General features: G+C 70.8%; 15 protein-coding genes. 7 read left to right on the top strand and 8 right to left on the bottom strand.

What is annotated here, in order from left to right; translation table 11 throughout:
• Window positions 1-28: 28 nt before the first annotated feature.
• From ACWC1K_RS17100 to ACWC1K_RS17075, 6 genes are all read right to left on the bottom strand, one after another.
• Window positions 29-625, bottom strand: coding sequence for a DUF5947 family protein (locus ACWC1K_RS17100; protein ID WP_450832125.1), 597 nt, complete (start codon window positions 623-625; stop codon window positions 29-31).
• Window positions 622-1,164: a NifU family protein gene (locus ACWC1K_RS17095; protein ID WP_450832123.1), complete on the bottom strand. Its 543-nt coding sequence runs from the start codon at window positions 1,162-1,164 to the stop codon at window positions 622-624. Before ACWC1K_RS17095 ends, ACWC1K_RS17100 begins: the two co-directional genes overlap by 4 nt.
• Window positions 1,157-2,950, bottom strand: a complete 1,794-nt coding sequence (locus ACWC1K_RS17090) for a nickel-dependent hydrogenase large subunit (protein ID WP_450832121.1) — start codon at window positions 2,948-2,950, stop codon at window positions 1,157-1,159. Before ACWC1K_RS17090 ends, ACWC1K_RS17095 begins: the two co-directional genes overlap by 8 nt.
• 68 nt (window positions 2,951-3,018) lie before the next feature.
• Window positions 3,019-4,107, bottom strand: a complete 1,089-nt coding sequence (locus tag ACWC1K_RS17085) for an NADH-quinone oxidoreductase subunit B family protein (protein ID WP_450832120.1) — start codon at window positions 4,105-4,107, stop codon at window positions 3,019-3,021.
• A 1-nt stretch (window position 4,108) separates the two neighbouring features.
• Complete coding sequence (locus ACWC1K_RS17080; RefSeq protein ID WP_450832119.1) at window positions 4,109-5,602, bottom strand: hypothetical protein; 1,494 nt, start codon at window positions 5,600-5,602, stop codon at window positions 4,109-4,111.
• Between the two features lie 205 nt (window positions 5,603-5,807).
• A complete protein-coding gene (locus tag ACWC1K_RS17075; protein WP_450832118.1) occupies window positions 5,808-6,470 on the bottom strand; it encodes a TetR/AcrR family transcriptional regulator in 663 nt (220 codons plus the stop codon).
• A 178-nt stretch (window positions 6,471-6,648) separates the two neighbouring features.
• Between ACWC1K_RS17075 and ACWC1K_RS17070 the strand changes: the two genes are divergently transcribed.
• The gene (locus ACWC1K_RS17070; protein ID WP_450832117.1) at window positions 6,649-7,896 is read left to right on the top strand and encodes a YncE family protein; all 1,248 of its coding nucleotides are present in this window, start codon (window positions 6,649-6,651) and stop codon (window positions 7,894-7,896) included.
• A 72-nt stretch (window positions 7,897-7,968) separates the two neighbouring features.
• On the opposite strand, the gene ACWC1K_RS17065 is transcribed toward ACWC1K_RS17070, so the two are convergent.
• Window positions 7,969-9,825 carry a cellulase family glycosylhydrolase gene (locus tag ACWC1K_RS17065; RefSeq protein WP_450832116.1) on the bottom strand — a complete coding sequence of 619 codons (1,857 nt, stop codon included), beginning with the start codon at window positions 9,823-9,825 and terminating at the stop codon, window positions 7,969-7,971.
• Between the two features lie 93 nt (window positions 9,826-9,918).
• On the bottom strand, window positions 9,919-11,892 hold the full coding sequence (locus ACWC1K_RS17060; protein ID WP_450832114.1) for a GTP-binding protein: 1,974 nt from the start codon (window positions 11,890-11,892) through the stop codon (window positions 9,919-9,921).
• 227 nt (window positions 11,893-12,119) lie between these two features.
• On the opposite strand from ACWC1K_RS17060, the gene ACWC1K_RS17055 reads away from it, so the two are divergent.
• The 6 genes from ACWC1K_RS17055 (at window position 12,120) to ACWC1K_RS17030 (ending at window position 19,173) form a co-directional block, all read left to right on the top strand.
• Window positions 12,120-12,590 (top strand): (2Fe-2S)-binding protein, encoded by a 471-nt coding sequence (locus ACWC1K_RS17055; RefSeq protein ID WP_450832112.1) that lies wholly within the window; start codon window positions 12,120-12,122, stop codon window positions 12,588-12,590.
• Window positions 12,587-14,950 (top strand): xanthine dehydrogenase family protein molybdopterin-binding subunit, encoded by a 2,364-nt coding sequence (locus ACWC1K_RS17050; protein WP_450832111.1) that lies wholly within the window; start codon window positions 12,587-12,589, stop codon window positions 14,948-14,950. Before ACWC1K_RS17055 ends, ACWC1K_RS17050 begins: the two co-directional genes overlap by 4 nt.
• Window positions 14,947-15,801, top strand: a complete 855-nt coding sequence (locus ACWC1K_RS17045; RefSeq protein ID WP_450832109.1) for an FAD binding domain-containing protein — start codon at window positions 14,947-14,949, stop codon at window positions 15,799-15,801. Before ACWC1K_RS17050 ends, ACWC1K_RS17045 begins: the two co-directional genes overlap by 4 nt.
• A gap of 6 nt (window positions 15,802-15,807) precedes the next feature.
• Window positions 15,808-16,734, top strand: a complete 927-nt coding sequence (locus ACWC1K_RS17040; RefSeq protein ID WP_450832161.1) for an AAA family ATPase — start codon at window positions 15,808-15,810, stop codon at window positions 16,732-16,734.
• Window positions 16,735-16,841: 107 nt separating this feature from the next.
• Window positions 16,842-18,080, top strand: a complete 1,239-nt coding sequence (locus ACWC1K_RS17035) for a vWA domain-containing protein (RefSeq protein WP_450832107.1) — start codon at window positions 16,842-16,844, stop codon at window positions 18,078-18,080.
• Window positions 18,073-19,173 (top strand): XdhC family protein, encoded by a 1,101-nt coding sequence (locus tag ACWC1K_RS17030; RefSeq protein WP_450832105.1) that lies wholly within the window; start codon window positions 18,073-18,075, stop codon window positions 19,171-19,173. Before ACWC1K_RS17035 ends, ACWC1K_RS17030 begins: the two co-directional genes overlap by 8 nt.
• Window positions 19,174-19,191 lie beyond the last annotated feature (18 nt).

Below are 19,191 nucleotides of genomic sequence, written 5' to 3'. Positions count from 1 at the left end.
TTCTCGCCTCCGCGCCGCGGAGTCGTGGTCACGGCCGCTCGGTGAGGTCGTCGAAGAACCGCTCGACGGCGGGCCAGATGCGGCCGCCGCCGGACAGGCCGCGCCATTCCCGGCGTACGACGGCGATCATCCGGTAGCAGTCGTCGACCGGCACGATCCAGTGGTGGTCGAGGCCGTGGACGGTGTTCACGAGCAGTGCCTCCACGTCGGGTTCCACGGACGCGAGCTGCGGACAGGCCGTGGTCAGCCGCTGCCAGGCCGCGGCGTCGACCTCCCACCGCATGGCCCCGGCCGGGCTCGGGCCCTCGGCGGTGACCGTGCCGTCGGCCCGGGGCACGAAGAACACCAGGCCGACGGGCACGCCCAGAATCTCAGTGTCCACCCGGGGGAGCCGGATCCGCCTGCGGGGAACCAGCCGGTAGTGGCCGTCGCCCGCGCCGCTGTCCGCGAACAGCACCGAACAGGGGCCGCAGGCGCAGCGCACCTCCTCGGCCGCGGTGTCGTACAGGTGGCGGTGTTGCTCGGGCACCGGCGCGGCGCACAGGTCGCACCGCTCCGTCTCGGCCGCCGGGGTCACCTCGGCGGAGGAGCGGATGAGGCGGGCCAGCGCACCGTCCGTGGTCACCGTGTGCCTCGGTGCGTGAGCGTGGTCAGCGGTACGAAGGCGGGAGCGGCGGTCTGCACCGGCTCCACCTCCGTCAGTTCGGGGGCTACGGCGAGCACCGCCTCCCGGACGGCGGCCGTGACGTCGCCCGTACCGCCGCCGCAGCCGGAACCGCAACCGCCGCCCGCGGTCAGCCGCACACGGCCCGTCTCACCGTCCACGCCGGCCCACTCCACGTCGCCGCCGCGTTCCTGTACGGCGGGCCGCAGCCGCTCGACCGCGCGGGCCGCCCGGCGCTCGACGGGCTCGGGGTGGATCGCGTGCAGCACCATGAGGTGACCGAGCAGCTCGTCGTCGGCGAGGCGTTCGGCCAGCTGCGGGTCCGCGTGGTCCATGACCCGGGCGAGCGCCTCGCCGTAGACCTCGGTCAGCAGCCGTACCGTCTCGACCGCGGGGCGGGTGGCGGGTCCGGGTGCGGATTCGAGTTCTTCCAGCAGCTGGTCGAGCCGGGCCAGCCGGGCCTCGACGGCCGGGTCCGCGAGCCGCTCGGGCTCAGCCATGGTTCGCGCCGTAGGTCGGCGAGTGCAGGGTGGTCAGGGTCTTGCCCTTGCCGACGTACATGTGCACACCGCACGGCAGACAGGGGTCGAAGCTGCGGACGGTGCGCATGATGTCGACGCCCTTGAAGTCGTCCGGACCGTTCTCCTCGAAGATCGGCTGACCCTGAACGGCGTCCTCGTAGGGTCCGGGGGTGCCGAACTTGTCGCGTGGGCTGGCGTTCCACGGAGTGGGCGGGTAGGGGTGGTAGTTGGCGATCTTCTTGTCCTTGATCACCAGGTGGTGGGAGAGGACTCCGCGCACCGCTTCGTGGAAGCCGCAGCCGATGGCCTCGTCCGGCACCTCGAAGTTCTCGAAGACCTTGGTGTCGCCGTCGCGGACCAGACCCATCGCCTCGTCCAGGAACTGCAGGGCCATGGCCGCCGCGTAGGCGACGAAGTAGGGCCGGGCGCGGTCCCGTTCGATGGTGTTGCTCCACTTCGGGATGCGCCACTCCAGGGTGGTCTCCGGCAGCGACTCGCCCTTGGGCAGCGAGATGCGCACGCTGTGGCCGGTGGACTTGATGTACGGGGTGTCGACCAGTCCGCTCAGCGCGGTGGACCAGAGGCGGGCGAGCGGTCCGCCGCCCGTGTCCAGGGCGAGATGGTCGCCGCTGCGCGCGTCGTACCAGCGCGGGCTCATCACCCAGCTGTACTTGTCGTCGAAGTCGCGCTTCTGCGGCACCGGCACGGTGGTCTGGTTCCACGGGTGGCGCATGTCGACGGGGTTGCCGAGCGGGTCGTGGGTGACGAAGGGCTGCTCGTTCACCCAGTCCTCGTAGTAGGAGCTGCCGAGCATGATCCGCAGGCCGAGGTTGATGTCGACGAGGTTGTTGGTGACCAGTTCGCCGTCGACGACGATGCCGGGGGTGACGTACATCGCCTTGCCCCAGGTGTTCATGTTCTCGTAGCGGTAGTCGACGACGTCGGGGTTCTGCCAGGCGCCCCAGCAGCCCAGCAGGATGCGGCGGTTGCCGACCTGCTCGTAGCCGGGCAGCGCCTCGTAGAAGAAGTCGAAGACGTCGTCGTTCATGGCGACGGCCTTCTTGACGAAGTCGATGACCCGCATGAGCCGGCTGAGGTAGTCGGTGAAGACGGTCGGCTGGGGCAGCGTGCCCACACCGCCGGGGTACAGCGTGGACGGGTGGACGTGCCGCCCCTCCATGAGGCAGAACATCTCGCGGGTGACCCGGCTGACCTTCAGGGCCTCCTTGTAGACCTCGCCCTCGAAGGGGTTGAAGGCCTTCATGATGTCGCCGATGGTCCGATAGCCGTGGATGTCCCCGCGGGAGGCGTCGGTGCGTTCGGCGCGGGCCAGCACACCGGGGTTGGTGGCCTTGACCATGGCTTCGCAGAAGTCCACGAACACCAGGTTGTCCTGGAAGATCGTGTGGTCGAACATGTACTCGGCGGCTTCGCCGAGGTTGACGATGTGCTCGGCGAGCCGCGGCGGTTTGACCCCGTAGGCCATCTGCTGGGCGTAGTCGGAGCAGGTGGTGTGGTTGTCGCCGCAGATGCCGCAGATGCGGGAGGTGATGAAACCCGCGTCCCTGGGGTCCTTGCCCTTCATGAACACCGAGTAGCCGCGGAAGAGCGACGACGTGCTGTGGCACTCCACGACTTCCCGGTTGGCGAAGTCGATCTTCGTGTAGATGCCCAGGTTGCCGATGATGCGGGTGATCGGGTCCCAGGACATGTCCACGAGCTGCGGCGGCTTGCGTCCCGTGGGCCGGGCCTCGGTTGTGGTCATCGCTGTTACTGCCCCTCGCTGTCGCTGTTGCGTAGGTCGGTCCGTGGTGGGGGGTGTGGCGGGCGGTGTCAGGGACGCCAGTGCGGGTCGTAGCCGCTGGTCAGCTTCTGCTTGTTGTGGCGCCACCTGGGTTCGTGGTTGACCAGCTCGTTCGTGAAGCCGCGCAGCCGGCGGATGACGGCCCCGTACGGCTTGACGATCATCGAGGAGAGCGTTCCGCCGGGCGGCTCGTCCATGAACGGCATGAACGCGTCGGGGAAGCCGGGCATCGTACAGCCGATGCAGATGCCGCCGACGTTCGGGCAGCCGCCGATGCCCGCCATCCAGCCGCGCTTGGGCACGTTGCAGTTGACGACCGGACCCCAACAGCCCGTCTTCACCAGGCACTTGGGCGAGTTGTAGTCCTTGCCGAAGTTGCCCTGCTCGTAGTACGAGCCGCGGTCGCAGCCCTCGTGGACCGTCTTGCCGAACAGCCACTGCGGACGCAGCATGTGGTCCAGCGGGGGCGGTGGAGCGGTTCCGGCAGCGTGGTAGAGGACCCAGATCAGGGTCTCCATGAAGTTCTCGGGCTGGATCGGGCAGCCGGGGACGTTCACCACGGGCAGGCCGCCCTGGGACCTGAAGTCCCAGCCCAGGTAGTCCGCGAGGCCCATGCATCCGGTCGGGTTGCCGGCCATGGCGTGGATGCCGCCGAAGGTCGCGCAGGTGCCGGCGGCCACCACCGCCCAGGCCTTGGGGGCGAGTTGGTCGATCCACCAGTTGAGGGTCTGCGGTTGGCCGGTCTCCGGGTCGTTGCCGAAGGACGTCCAGTAGCCCTCGCCCTCGATGATGTTCTGGTTGGGGATCGAGCCCTCGATGACGAGGATGAACGGGGCCAGCTCGCCGCGTACCGCCGCCCGGTAGGGAGCGAGGAAGTCCTCGCCGCCCAGGCTCGGGGAGAGCACCTTGTTGACCAGGTTCACCTTCGGCAGGCCCGGGATCAGGCCGAGGACCAGGTCCTCGATGGAGGGCTGGTCGGCGGCCGTCAGGGAGACGGTGTCGCCGTCGCAGCTCATGCCCTCGGAGATCCAGAGGATGTGGATCTCGTCGAAGCCCTGCCGTTCCTCGCCGCGGCCGGGTTCGGCGCTGACCTCGGTGGTGCTGCTGTGTGTCGTCATGTCAACGGCCTCCGGTGCGGGGGGTGTCGGAGTCGGTGGGCTGGAGTGGTTCGAGTTCGTCGGGCCGGAAGTAGTGGAAACGGCCGTACCAGCTGTGCAGTTCGGCCGCGGGGTCGTCGTCGAGGGTGACGGCGATTTGCACGCTGCCGTCCACGTCGTGGAAGACGGCGGCGACCTCGGCGGTCCGTCCGGCCAGGAACATGTCCTGGGCGTCGGCGCCCCGACTCCGTGGGCGAAGCCGTACGCGGCTGCCGCCGCCGAGAGGCACTCCGTCGACGAGCACGGTGTCGGTGGACGGGGAGAGTCCGTCGTCGGCGCCCTCCTGCCACCAGGCGGGGCGTTCGGTGGGCGGGGGCGACGGGTTGGCCGGGGCCAGGGAGCGGACGGCGCCGTGCAGCCGCGCGAAGACCTCCGGGGGCATGGTGTCGACCCGGTCGAGGATCGCGGCGGCCCGTGGGTCGGTGGCGCGCGCCTCGCGCTTCTCCTCGTCCGTCAGCAGCATCGTGCGCAGCGTGAGGATCTCGTCGATCTCCGCGGCGTCGTGCAGATCCCCCGGGCTCTCCGGGGCCACCTGCGGACGGTCGGGGAGGATGATCGGCGAGGAGAGCAGGACGTGGCCCGTGGCGCCGGCGGGGGAAACAGGGGGGTCGCCGCCGAGGACGGGGAAGGTGAATTCGTTCCGGCACGTCTCCGCGTGGGCCCGCAGGTCCTCGGGCGGATCGATCAGTGAGACGAACTCGACGCCGTCACCGCCGACAAGGGTGTGGGCGGCGATGAGCGCGCCCCGCAGGGCTTGCTCCCGCGTGGCCCGCAGGTCCGGTTCGGGTTCCGTGTTGGTGGTGCGTACCCGCAGACGGCAGAGGTCGTGCCCCAACCGCTCGGCACCGAGGGTGACGTGGGCCCGTACCTCCTCGCGGCGACGCACCACCCGTCCGGCGCCCGAGGGCAGCGCCTCGATGGCCCTGCCGGCCGCCGCTCCTGCCGCAATGGTGTGTTCCCCCTGGAGGAGGTCGTCCAGCGGGGCCGCGAAGTCCACTTCGCACGGCACCGCCTCGTCGAAGGTCAGATGCACCGTGCCGTCGTCGGTGCGCAGCGACTCGACCTCCCGGCGGCGGCCGCCCGGGCCGGCTTCCTCCACCTGCTTGTGCTGCAGCTGGAGGTATCGGAGTCTCACCCGCAGGGTCGCGCCGGGCCGCCGGATCCTCAGCAGGCACTCGGTCTGCTGGTACCAGGAGTCGGCGGAGCCGGACACGCCCGGGACGACCGGGCCGTCCTGCTCCACCCAGGGCCGTGGGAAGAGCACTCCGAACTGCCAGCGGACGCGGTTCTTGGCGGACGAGCGACGGTAGGGATAAAGGAGGTAGCCCTCGTACAGGACGGCGTCGGCAACGGCGCTCAACTGCTCGAAGCCGTCCCGGGACCGGTCGGCCCGCAGGCCCGGGGCGTCCCTCGTGGCGGTGGGCGCCATGCCGCCCTGGACCGAACCCTCCGACATCGCGCCTCCTCGTCACCGTGTGCACGACCATGCCTTCCACCACGGTCACATCGCCCACGCACCCTCGCCTCCTCCGGCGCAGCATCACTGGGCCGTTCGAGGGGTCACTCGGGGTGGTCGGGCGGTCGGCGGCGCAGGACATGGGAGTGTCGTCGGCCGGTCGGCGGCAGAAGTCGTCACAGGCCCGGCGGGGGCACCGCTCCGTTCAGTCGGTCGGCGGCGCCCATCCCGGGGGACGCAGAATCGCCAGCAGCTGCTGGACCAGTTCGTCCACCACTTCGTCGAGCGTGACGTTCACCCAGCCGGCGCTCCAGTCGTGCAGCAGTCCGTTGACGCTGCCGATGAAGGCGGTCGCGGCGATGCGGTAGTCGCGCGGCGCGGCCTCTCCGTGGGCGGCGGCCGCATCGGCCTCGGCGCAGATGAGGTCCACCCAGCGGGAACGGCGGGCCAGGCGCTGCTCCTCCAGACGTGCGCTGACGCCGATGATCTCGACGAAGGTGATCCTGATCCGGCGTGGATCGCCGGCGACGTTCCCGGCGTAGGCCCGGAAGATGGCGGTGACGCGCTCGGCGAGCGGGAGGCCCTGCGCTTCGGCGAACGCGGTCAGGACGGCCTCCTCGGCCCAGTCGTTGACCTGGAGGTGCAGCGCGGCCAGCACGTCCTCGAGGGTGCGGAACTCCTCGTAGAACTGGCGGGTGGACAGGCCCGCGGCCTCGCTCAGGGCCGCGACCGTGGTGGCGCGGTAGCCGGGGTCGCCGCCGAAGAGTTCGAGCGCGGCGTCCAGGAATCTCCTGCGCCGCTCGGCCTGCCGTTCCGCGGCGGTCTTGCCGCCGTACCGTCCGGTCGGCGCCTTGAGCCTTCCCGCCACTGAACCTCCCTGGTCGCCCGCCTCGCCAATTTTGTCGTGTACGCAGTCTTGTGGAGAAGGGCACCTCTTCCTTACTTTCCAGTAAGTAAGGATCTGAACGCGCCCGTTTTCAGATTCGGCCTTCATTTCCTTTGGCATGCCCTCATCACACCCCGTCCGCAGAGGAGAGAGAGCACTCATGCCTGCCTTCAGATCCAGGCACATCTGCTCCGTAGCCGCCGCCCTCGTCCTGACCGTCGCCGCACCCGCAACCGCCGCCACCGCGGACCCGTCCGCAGCCCTGCGCGAAGTGCTGTTCGTGGGCAACAACTGGGACGGCACCGCCACCGTCCTGAAGTCGTCCGGCGACTTCACCAAGGTCGGGCAGATCAACGTCGTTCCCGACAAGGCGCAGCGCATCGCGGAGATCAACGCCGACCCCATCAAGTGGATCTACTACACGGCCATCCGCAACCAGGTCGGGCAGGGCCACGACCAGTACGTGGACGACATGTACTCCACCCCCGACGGCACGTCCGTGGTCGTCTCCCGGCCCAGCTTCGCCGACGTCGTCTCCATCGACCTGGCCACCGACAAGATCAACTGGCGTTTCCCGGTGGCCGGTTACCGAGCCGACCACATGGCCGTCTCCCCGGACGGCACCAAGGTCGCGGTCTCCGCGTCCACTGCCAACAAGGTGCAGGTGCTGGACATCAACACCGGAAAGGAACTGGGCGAGTTCGGCACCGGGGACAAGCCGCACGAGAACGTCTTCACCAACGGCGGCAAGTACATCTGGAACATGGCGATCGGCGAGGTCACCACCTCCCTCGACGACCCGTCGGCGGACTGGACGAAGGGCGACCGCCACATCACCGTCGTCGACGCCGCCACGTACAAGACGGTCAGGACCATCGACATGCGCGACCGGCTGGACGCGATCGGTCTGAAGGACTTCTCCGACGCGGTGCGGCCCGCCGCCTTCACCCCCGACTGGTCGAAGCTGTACTTCCAGGTGTCGTTCTTCAACGGCTTCCTGGAGTACGACATCGCCACCGACAAGATCACCCGGGTGAAGACGCTGCCGGCGAACCCGGCGACCAGCACCGACCGCACCACCTGGCTGCTGGACTCGCGCCACCACGGCATCTCGATGAGCCCCGACGGCGGCAAACTGTGCGTCGCCGGGACGATGGACAACTACGCCACCGTCGTCGACCGGGCCACCCTCCAGGAGGGACCGCTCGTCACGGCGTCCACCCCGTACTGGGCCACGGTCAGCGGCGACGGCAAGGACTGCGTCATCTCCGAGAGCGGCGCCGACCAGGTCACGGCGATCGACTTCGCGACCGGCCAGAAGGTCACCTCCGTGCCGGTCGGGGACCATCCGCAACGGGTACGGCTCGGCCATGTGCAGACCGGCTGGACGGGTCCGTCCGCGAGCTGATCCCCCCTCACCGACGGCGCCGGACCATGCGGTCCGGCGCCGTCGGCCTGTCGGCCCGCCCGAGTCCTCGGCTCAGAAGCGGGCCGCCGCCCAGGCCGCCAGCTCGGCCTTGGCCGCGCTGAGCAGGCTCGCCGGCGGCGCCGTGGCGCCGTTGGTGACCAGCGCGTAGTGCAGGACGCGGGAGTCCGCGTCGGTGAGCAGGAGGCGCCGGCTGCCCGTGCCGCCCGGTTCGGGAGCCGCCGCGACCGGGGTCGAGGCCGTGTACGCCGGCGGGCCGTAGACCGTGCCGAGGTCGGAGACGACGGTGGTCGTCGCGTTCGGGAACGAGGCGGGCAGGTGCAGTTCGGTGGGTGCCGTGCCGCTGCCCGACTTCCACACCAGCAGCCCGTACTGGCCGGAGCCGACCAGCTGCGCCACGTTCGGCAGTGAGCTCGGCACCGGGTTCCAGGTCAGGGTCGTGGAACCGTCGCGTGAGCGGTCCTCATAGGTGAAGGCGAGCGTCGTACCGGCCGTGGCACTCGGGTAGACGCGGTCGAGGAGCCGGGCGTCCTGACGGAGTGTCACCGCGCCCGAGTCGTCCGACTTCACGGCGGAGAGGTCCTCGTCGTTCCAGGCGTCACCCGACGTCTTGACCTTGTCGGGGTTGTCGTTCATCAGCTCGTGGTGACGGCCGTAGTAGATGTCCCACTGCCACTGGTTGCCGGAGAGGACCGGGCCGGAGGAGGCCGGGTCGGACCACCAACTCGATCCAGGCAACCGGGAGTCGAGGGCCTGGTACATCGCCTTGTCGACCGTGGGGGCCTTGCCCGCCACCGATCCGGACAGCGGATGGCCGAACTCGCTGACCACGGCGGCCGTCCCGGCGGCGGACGCCCGGTCGCGGACGGTGCCGAAGTCCTTCGCGTACTGCCCGTCGGACGCGTTGCCCCACATGAAGATGCCGGAGATGGCCTTCTGGTCGTAGAAGTGCGTGTTGAAGACATAGCGCGGGCCGAGCGTGCCGGCGTCCAGCAGCCCGCCCTCCTGCTTCTGGGAGTCGATGTTGGCGTTCCAGAAGAGGTTCGGTTCGACGAAGGCGGGCTTGTCCTGCCAGCCGGCCGCGTCCATCCGGGCCCGGAACTTCTGGTAGAAGGGCCACAGCAGGTTCTGCTCCCAACTGCGGCTGCTCTGCCCGGAGTCGTAACTGCCCGCGAAGGGCTCGTTGTACGGGTCGAAGCCGACGACGCCCGCGAACTCGGCCTCGCTCAGGTGCTGAGCGACGTAGGCCATGGTCTTCTGGCCGGTGGCGAGGAAGGCGTCCTGCAGGCCGTGGTTGTTGTGCCAGAAGTCGTACTGCGCCTTCGTCACGGCCTGGTTCTGGGTGATGTTCTGGCCCCAGAAGAGGCAGATCCCGCACGACTCCTGCGGGTAACCCCCCAGCGCCACGGCCCACTTGGGGGCCCCGTCGCCGGTGTACCAGCTTCCGGAGTTGAAGAGGTAGCGGGAGTAGAGGTCCTGGTGGAAGTCGGGGTAGACGCGGATGCCGGCGTCGAGGAAGGCCTGCATCTGCGCGGTGGCGGCGGCCAGGTAGGTGGTGTCGACCGTGCCGCGGGCGGGTTCGGCGTGCGCCCAGGAGAGCAGGAAGCGGACCGAGTTGCCGCCGCCGAGTGCACGCAGCGCGGCCGCGGACTTCTTCGCGTCGGCGACCGAGGCGAAGGGCAGGCCGCTGTTCTCCTCCAGCTTGGTCTCGCCGGAGACGTTGTAGCCGCGCAGCACGACCTCGCGGCCGTTGCCGTCGACGAATCTGCCGTTCTGCACGGTCAGGGGCGACTCGTCGAACCAGAGGGAGTCGGGAAGGGTCGCGGCGGTGGCGGACGGTACGCCCGCCACCGTCAGTGATCCGAAGAGGACAACCAGCACAAGGAGCAGACGTGTCCGGATATTCGGCATGTCCACTACAGTCCGGTGATTTCCGGACACCGTCAATACTTCTGACTCTTGAGTAAGTTTCAGGATTTTCAGGGGCGTTGCTTCTCAGCCACCTCAACCCGCCACGCGACGCATCACGTTCAACAGGTACTCCCTGCGGTTGAGGGGGTTGTGGTCGGTGCGCGGACGTTCCGGAACCGTTCCGTAAGTGATCGGTGCGTAGTGGTCGAAGGCGCTCTCCCACTCGCCTTCACCGCGCGTGAGTCCGGGCAGCCGCTGCTCCAGTTCGTGCACCCGGCCGGCCGGGACCGCTCCCTCCAGGACGCAGGCGGCGCCCCGCGTCCCGGTCGTCTGCGGCACGGCGCGCAGGGCGGCCAGCACCGGCAGCAGGACGCCGAGGGTGTCGGCCGGGGCTTCGAGGCGGAAGCGGTGCATCGGCTCGTACACCCGGGTGCCCGCCCGGCGCAGCGCCTCGATGAGGACCAGCGGGGTCAGACCGCGGAAGTCGTGGCCGGTGCTGGACATGCTCTTGTCGAAGCCCTGGTGGGCGTGGCTCTGCCGGGGCGAGTAGCCGGAGTGGGTCATGGTGACCGTGCAGTCGGTGACCTGCCACCCGTGCAGGCCCTGCCCGAGGGTCTCGCGGACGGTGTCCTCGACGGCCTTGAAGAAGGCGTACGGCATGGCGCCGAGCTCCACCTCCAGGCGGAACCGCACGCCCGCGCCGGCCGGCGCGGGGTCGACGCGCAGGCCGACGGTGGCCAGGAACGGGTTCGGGTCCTTCTTGTTGAACTCCACCGCCGCTCCCCGCCCGGACGGCCGCTCGACACAGATGACCGTGGTCTCCCGGAAGGTGACATCGAGCCCGAACTCCTGGGAGAGCGTGGCCTGGACGACCTCCTTCTGCACCTCGCCGTAGAGGGACACGGAGGTCTCCTGGCGGACCTCGTCGTGGCGCAGGTCGATCAGCGGGTCCTGTTCGGCGAGCCGGGTGAGCGCGAGATGGAGCTTGTGGGTGTCCACGCCCGGGCCGGGGACGACCACCGTCTCCAGCGTGGGCGGGGCGAAGTAGTGCTCGTAGGCCTTGCGAGGGTCGCCGAGGGCGTCGCCGATCCTGATGTCGGTCAGGCCCCACAGCCTGGCGATGCGTCCGGCGGGGACGGCGTCCGCCCGCACGTCGGTGCCGTGGTCGAAGACGCTGATCGCGGTGACCCTGCCCTCCGTGCCGGCCTCGCCGAAGGGGATCCGGTCGCGGGTGCGCAGGGTGCCGGAGAACATGCGGGCGTATGCCACCTTCTCCCCCGCCGGGCCCCGCTCGACCTTGAAGACGGTGCCCGAGACCGGTCCCTCGGGGTCGCCGTCGGCCGGTGGCAGGAGCTCCTTGATGCTGGTGACCAGATCGTTCACGCCTGCGCCGGTGATGGCTGAGCCGAAGTGGACGGGGTGGACAAGGGCCTGGCGGCTCTGCGTGGCGAGGGCGGCGCGGAGGGTGGCATGTGACATAGCACTGCCCTCTACATAGGTGGCGAGCAGCTGGTCGTCATGGTTCGCCAGGACGTCGAGGGCCGCCTCAGCGAGCCCCGGCACGAAGCGGGCATCGCGCGTCCCGAGCCCGCCGACGGTCCCCATCGGCACGATCGCCGGTGTGAGCCGCTCGCAGATCTCCCGCAGTAGGCCGTCGTACCGCGCCCCGCGGCGGTCGATCTTGTTGACGAACAGGAGGGTGGGGATGCGCAGCCGCTGCAGCGTCCGCATCAGGATGCGGGTCTGCGGCTGGACGCCCTCGACGGCCGAGACGACGAGCACGGCGCCGTCGAGCACTCCGAGCACCCGCTCCACCTCGGCGATGAAGTCCGGGTGTCCGGGGGTGTCGATGAGGTTGACCGTCACGTCGTCGATCGCGAACGAGACGACGGCGGACTTGATGGTGATGCCGCGCTGCCGCTCCAGCGCGAGGGTGTCGGTGCGGGTGTTCCCGTCGTCGACACGGCCGGGCTCGTCGATCACGCCGACCGAGTGCAGCAGCCGCTCGGTCAGGCTGGTCTTACCTGCGTCGACGTGCGCGAGGATGCCGAGGTTGAGCAAGTGCACGAAGCGTCATGTCCTTCGAAGAGTGGGTCATTCCTTCCTGGGCGGACATGAACGGTGCGCGCATTGCTTCTCCTGAACGGTGCGGGGACACAACACACGAAGTGCAGCAGTACCGGCGTCACGGCGGCAACGGATTAACGCTCAACCAATGGCTCCGCTGCCCTCGCCCCCTCCAGGAAGCGGTCATAGAGTGACGTGCATCACGTCCCGTGATCCTGGGAGGGCACATGACCCACATCTCGGTGAAGGTGGACGGCACGACGTACGAGGACGACGTGGAACCCCGTCTCCTTCTGGTCCACTACCTGCGCGACCGCCTCGGTCTGACCGGCACCCCCGTCGGCTGCGACACCTCGAACTGCGGGGCCTGCACGGTGGAGCTCGACGGCGTCAGCGTCAAGAGCTGCTCCGTGCTCGCCGTCCAGGCGGACGGAGGTGAGGTGACGACGGTCGAGGGGCTGGCCCGGGACGGGGAGCTGTCCGCCCTGCAGCGCGCCTTCCACGAGAAGCACGCCCTGCAGTGCGGCTACTGCACCCCGGGGATGCTGATGGCAGCACGCGATCTGCTGCGCGAGCACCCGCACCCCACCTCGGACGAGATCCGGCACGCCCTCGAGGGCAATCTCTGCCGTTGCACCGGCTACCAGAACATCGTGCGGGCCGTACAGGCCGCCTCCGAACAGGAGGTCCCGGCATGACCGACCAGGCCGTGGAAGGCGAGGTCGGGCGCGCCCGGCCCCGCAAGGAGGACGCCCGCCTGATCACCGGGCAGACCAATTGGACCGACAACATCAGCGTCAACGGACTGCTCCATCTGGCGATCCTGCGCAGCCCGATGGCGCACGCCCGCATCGAGCGCATCGACGTCTCACCGGCCCTGGAACGCCCCGGTGTGATCGCGGCATTCAGCGGCAGCGATCTCGCCGAAGGCCTGGGGTCGATGCCCTGCGCCTGGCCCGTGACCGAGGACATCGTGCTGCCCGACCACCCCGCGGTCGCCGTCGACGAGGTGCGGTACGCGGGCGACCCGGTGGCGGTCGTGGTGGCCCGTGACCGCTATGCGGCCGCCGACGCCCTGGAGGCGATCGAGGTCGACTACGAACCGCTGCCCCCGGTCCTCGACCTGGAGGCGGCGCTCGCCGAGGACTCCCCGCTGGTCCACTCCGACAAGGGCACCAACCGGTGCTACGTCTGGCCGCTGAAGACGGGCGAGGACTTCGACTCCGTCCGGCAGCGCGCCGATGTGACCCTGAAGCGCCGCTACCACCAGCAGCGGCTCATCCCCAACGCGATGGAGCCGCGCGCGGTCGTCGTCACCCCGCTCGCCGCGTCCGGCGAGTACACCCTCTACTCCTCGACACAGATCCCGCACATCGTCCGCGTCATGATGGCGCTGGTCACCGGCATCCCCGAGCACAAACTGCGGGTGGTCGCCCCCGACGTGGGCGGCGGTTTCGGCTCCAAGCTCCAGGTGTACGGCGAGGAGGCCATCGCGCTCGCGGTGGCGCGGAAGACCGGCCGGCCCGTCAAGTGGACCGAGTCCCGCTCCGAGAACTACCTCGCCACCCACCACGGCCGCGGCCAGATCCAGGACGTCGAGATCGCCGCGACCCGGGAGGGCAGGCTGCTCGGCCTGAAGGTCGACCTGCTGGCGGACATGGGCGCCTACCTCATGATCATCACGCCGGGGACGCCGCTCCTCGGCGCGTTCATGTACCCGGGCATCTACAAGATGGACTCCTACGACTTCACCTGCACCGGCGTGTTCACGACCAGGACGCCGACCGATGCCTATCGTGGCGCCGGACGCCCCGAGGCGACGTTCGCCATCGAGCGGATCATGGACGACCTGGCGGCCGAACTCGGCCTGGATCCCATGGAGTTGCGGCGCCGGAACTGGATCCGGCACGAGGAGTTCCCGTACACGTCCATCGCGGGTCTGACGTACGACAGCGGCAACTACGAGGCCGCGACCGAGAAGGCCCTCGCCCTGTTCGACTACGACAAGCTGCGCGCCGAGCAGGCCGACCGCAACCACCGGGGCGACCCCGTCCGGCTCGGCATCGGCGTGTCGACCTACACCGAGATGTGCGGGCTCGCCCCCAGCCGGGTGCTGCGCGATCTCAGGTACGCGGCGGGCGGCTGGGAGGCGGCGAGCATCCGCATGCTGCCCACCGGCAAGGTCGAGGTGGTCACCGGCACGAGCCCGCACGGGCAGGGCCACGCCACCTGCTGGAGCCAGATCGCCGCCGATGTGCTGGGCGTGCCGTTCGAGGACGTCGAAGTGGTGCACGGCGACACGAGGCTGGTGCCGCAGGGGATGGACACCTACGGCTCGCGCTCGCTGGTCGTGGGCGGGACGGCCGTGCACCACGCCGCGGAGAAGGTGGTGGACAAGGCCCGGAAAGTGGCCGCCCACCTGCTCGAAGCCGCCGAGAACGACCTGGAGTTCACGAACGGCGTGTTCTCCGTGAAGGGCTCCCCGGACGCCCGCAAGACCATCCAGGAGGTCGCCTTCGAGACCTTCTCCTCGCACGACCTGCCCGACGGCATGGAGCCCAGCATCAACGCCGAGCACCTGCTCGACCCGGACAACTTCTCCTATCCGCACGGCACCCACCTGTGCGCGGTCGACGTCGACACCGAGACCGGGCGGACGCACATCCGCTCCTATGTCTGCGTCGACGACGTCGGCAGGGTCGTCAACCCGCTGATCGTCGAGGGGCAGGTGCACGGCGGAATCGCGCAGGGCATCGCGCAGGCCCTGTACGAGGAGGCCGTCTACGACGACCAGGGCAACCTGGTCTCCGGCACCATGGCCGACTACCTCGTGCCTGCGGCCCCCGACCTGCCCGACTTCGTGACCGAGCGGACGGAGACACCGGCCACCTCGAACCCCTTGGGAGTCAAGGGAGTCGGCGAGGCGGGCACGATCGCGTCCACGCCCGCCGTCGTCAACGCGATCGTGGACGCGCTGCGCCCCCTTGGCGTGACGGACATCCGTATGCCCTGCACACCCGAGCGGGTCTGGCGCGCGCTGAGGGAGGCCCGGCCATGATTCCTCCGGCATTCGACTACGCCCGGCCGGCCAGCGTCGACGAGGCGGTGCGCACGCTCGCCGAGGTCGGCGAGGAGGCGAAGGTGCTGGCCGGCGGGCAGAGCCTGCTTCCGCTGCTGAGGCTGCGGCTGGCCTTCCCTGAGCTGGTCGTGGACGTCGGCCGCATCCCCGAACTGCGCGGGGTGCGCGAGGACGGCGAGACGCTCGTCATCGGCGCGATGACCACGCACCACGACGTCATCCACGATCCGCTGGTCCGCCGGCACGCGGGCCTGCTGGCCTCGGCCACGGCGACCGTCGCGGATCCCGCCGTACGCCACCGGGGCACCCTCGGCGGCTCCCTCGCGCACGCCGACCCGGCCGGCGATCTGCCCGCGGTGGTGCTGGCGCTCGACGCCGAACTCGTGGCGCAGGGACCGCGAGGGCGGCGCACACTGCCCGCGAGTGAATTCTTCGTCGACTATCTTCAGTCGGCGCTCGAACCCGACGAGCTCCTGGTGGAGGTGCGGGTGCCGAAGGCGGACGGCTGGGGCTTCCACTACGAGAAGTTCCACCAGGTGGCGCAGTCCTGGGCGACGGTCGGCGTGGCCGCGCTGGTGCGGCGCGACGACGGGCACATCGCCGAGGCACGGATCGGCCTGACTCACATGGGCTCGACGCCGCTGCGCGCCTCGGCGACCGAGGACGCCCTGTCCGGGGCCGGTGACGCCGAGGCCGTGGCCCGGGCCGCCGGGTCCGCAGCCGAGGGGACCCGGCCCTCGCGGGACATCTCGGCCTCGCCCGAGTACCGCGAGCACCTGGCGCGGGTGCTCACCAGGCGGGCGGTGCTGGCCGCAGCCGGAATGGGGTGAGGACCGATCACGCACCAGCAGGACCCGATCGCGGACCGGCTCGGCCCGGCCGGGGACATCGACGGCCCGGAGCAGGTGCGCGCCCGCCTGGAGGAGACGGGGTACCTCGTCGACGACGGGCTGGCGACCGCCTGCTTCCTGGCCCTGCGGCTGCACCGGCCGATCTTCTGCGAGGGCGACGCGGGCGTCGGCAAGACGGCGCTCGCGGCCGCCCTGGCCGAGGCGCTGGACGCACCGCTGATCCGGTTGCAGTGCCACGAGGGCATCGATGCCTCGCAGGCGCTGTACGACTGGGACTTCCCCCGTCAGCTGCTGCACCTGCGGGCCGCCGAGGCGGCCGGTCTCAGGGACGCCGGCCGTCTGGAGGGCGAGCTGTACGACCGTCGCTTCCTGGTCGCCCGGCCGCTGCTCAAGGCGCTGGAGACGCAGCCGTCAGTGCTGCTGGTGGACGAGATCGACCGGGCCGACGACGAGTTCGAGGCGTTCCTGCTGGAGCTGCTGTCGGAGTTCTCGGTCACGATCCCGGAGCTGGGCACCCTGCGCGCCGAGACGCCGCCTGTGGTCGTCCTGACCTCCAACCGCACCCGTGAGGTGCACGACGCACTGAAGCGCCGCTGCCTGTACCACTGGTTCGACCATCCGGGCTTCGCCCGTGAACTGGCCATCGTACGGCGGCGGTTGCCTGCCGTCTCGGCTCGGCTGGCGGAGCAGGTGACCGCGCTGGTGCAGGCGCTGCGGTCGCAGGACCTGCTGAAGCCGCCGGGTGTCGCCGAGACGATCGACTGGGCCCAGGCCCTGGACGCGCTGGGCGCGAGCGAGGCGGACGCGGAGCTGGCCGTGGCGACACTGGGCTCCGTGCTGAAGTACCGGGAGGACGTGGAACGGGCGCGCGGGCTCGATCTGGCGGCGGTCCTCGCGGCGCGGAGGACGTGAGCGGAGTGGGCGGCGGTGTGGGGTGGGCGGAGAGCGGAGGACAGGAACCGACCGACGGACACAGGCCACGGGACCGGCGTGCGGGTGGGCGCCCCCGCGCCGCTGAAATGCGGGACCGAGGCGCCGATGCCCTGGGGCGGGACGGCGGAAGTGCCCACCGGGGCCCGTCGCCCGGCGGCCCGTTTGATCCACTCGCCGGACCCGCCGCGGGCGCCCGTGCCGACGCCGCCCTGCTCGGCTTCGCCCGTGCCCTGCGCGCGGCCGGGGTCGATGCGAGCGCCGAGCGTCTGTACGCCTTTCTGCGCGCGGTGGACGAGCTGCGGGCCGGGATGCGGGCCGACGTGTACTGGGCCGGGCGGCTGACGCTGTGCGGCGGGCGAGACGACCTGGAGCGCTACGAGCGCGTGTTCGCCGCCTGCTTCGGCGGCGCCGCGCCCGCCGGGCCGACGGTGGCCGTCCCTCCCCCGCCCCGGCTGCGGCCGGTCGCACGGGAGGGTCCACTGCCCCGTACGGTCGCCCGCGAAGAGGAGCAGCCGGCGCCGCCCGCCGCAGCGCTCGCCAGCTCCTCGGAGGTCCTGCGTCACCGTGACATCGCCGGGCTGGACTCCGCCGAGCGTGAGCAACTGCGCCGGTTGCTGGCCGCGTTCGCCCCGCGCGGCGAGATGCGGCGGACCGCGCGGCGGCGGCCGGCACGGCGCGGGGCGGTCGATCCGCACCGGACGGTGCGGGAGTTGCTGCGGCGCGGCGGGGAACCGGCCCGGCTGCGGCGGCACACCCGGGCGGACCGGCCGCGGCGGGTGGTCCTGCTCGTGGACGTCAGCGGTTCGATGGCGCCGTACGCCGACGCGCTGCTGCGCCTCGCGCATGCGGCCGTCCGTGGGAGCCGTGCGGAGGTGTTCACCATCGGCACCCGGCTGACCCGGGTCACCCGCGAACTGTCGCACCGCGACCCGGACCTGGCGATGGCCGCGCTCGCGTCCGCCCTGCCGGACTGGCACGGCGGCACCCGGCTCGGGGAGCTGCTGCGCGAGTTCCTGGACCGCTGGGGGCAGCGGGGCATGGCGCGCGGGGCGGTCGTGGTGATCCTGTCCGACGGCTGGGAGCGTGGCGATCCGGAGCTGCTAGGCGCCCAGATGCGCCGTCTGCACCGGCTGGCACACCGGGTGATCTGGGCCAATCCGCGCAAGGCTCGCCCCGGCTACGCACCTCTGGCCGCCGGGATGGCGGCGGCGCTGCCGAGCGTGGACGCTTTCCTCGAGGGGCACAGCCTGGCCGCGCTGGAGCAACTGGCGGCGGCGGTGCGCGGGACCGGCCCGGCGCCCGTGGAAGGAGCGGATCGTGCGTGAGATTCTTCCGACGCTGAGCGACTGGTATGCGGCCCGGGTCCCGTTCGGCCTTGCGACCGTGGTCGCCGTGAGCCGCAGCGCGCCGCGTGATCCCGGTGCGGCCATGGCCGTGGGGCCCGGCGACGAGGTCGTGGGCAGCGTGTCCGGGGGCTGCGTGGAGGGCGCGGTGTTCGAGCTCGCCCAGGAGGTCGTGGAGAGCGGTGAGGCACGCCTGGAGACCTTCGGCTACAGCGACGAGGACGCGTTCGCGGTCGGGCTCACCTGCGGCGGCGAGATCACGCTGCTGGTCCGGCCCGTCACGCACGAGACCGATCCGGGGTTCGCCGCGGTCGCGGAGTCCGTGGCCGAGGGTCGACCGGTGACCCTGGCGACGGTGACAGAGGGGCCCGCCCAGATCGGGGCCACCCTCGCCGTCTGGCCGGACGAGGTGTCCGGGACGCTGGGCACGGCCGGTCTGGACGTGGCCGTCACCGCCGACGCGCGCGGCGAACTCGCCCTGGGCGCGACCGGGTTGCGCCACTACGGCCCGCACGGCGAGCGCCGCGAGGACGCGGTGACCGTCTTCCTGCACTCCTTCGCGCCGCCGCCGCGCATGCTGGTCTTCGGCGCCATCGACTACGCGGCCGCGGTCGCGCGCATCGGCAGCTTCCTCGGCTACCGGGTCACCGTGTGCGACGCCCGCCCGGTGTTCGCCACCCCCAAACGCTTCCCGGACGCCGTCGAGGTGGTCGTCGACTGGCCGCACCGCTATCTGCGGGGCACCGACACCGACGAACGCACGGTGATCTGCGTCCTCACCCACGACCCCAAGTTCGACGTGCCGCTGCTGGAGGAGGCGCTGCGCCGGCCCGCCGCCTACATCGGGGCGATGGGCAGCCGCCGCACCCACGACGACCGCATGAAACGCCTGCTCGACGCCGGGCTCACCGAGGGCGAACTGTCCCGGCTGCGCTCCCCCGTCGGCCTCGACCTCGGCGCCCGCACACCGGAGGAGGTCGCCGTGTCCGTCGCCGCCGAGATCGTCGCGCTGCGCTGGGGCGGCAGCGGCGCCCCGCTGGCCGCCACCGCGGGGGCCATCCATCCGTCGACGTAACGCCCGTTGGAGGAAGTC

It is taken from the genome of Streptomyces sp. NPDC001492 (genome assembly GCF_053597275.1).
Note: the sequence above shows the minus strand (reverse complement) of the source record. Positions and strands in the feature narration are given on the sequence as shown.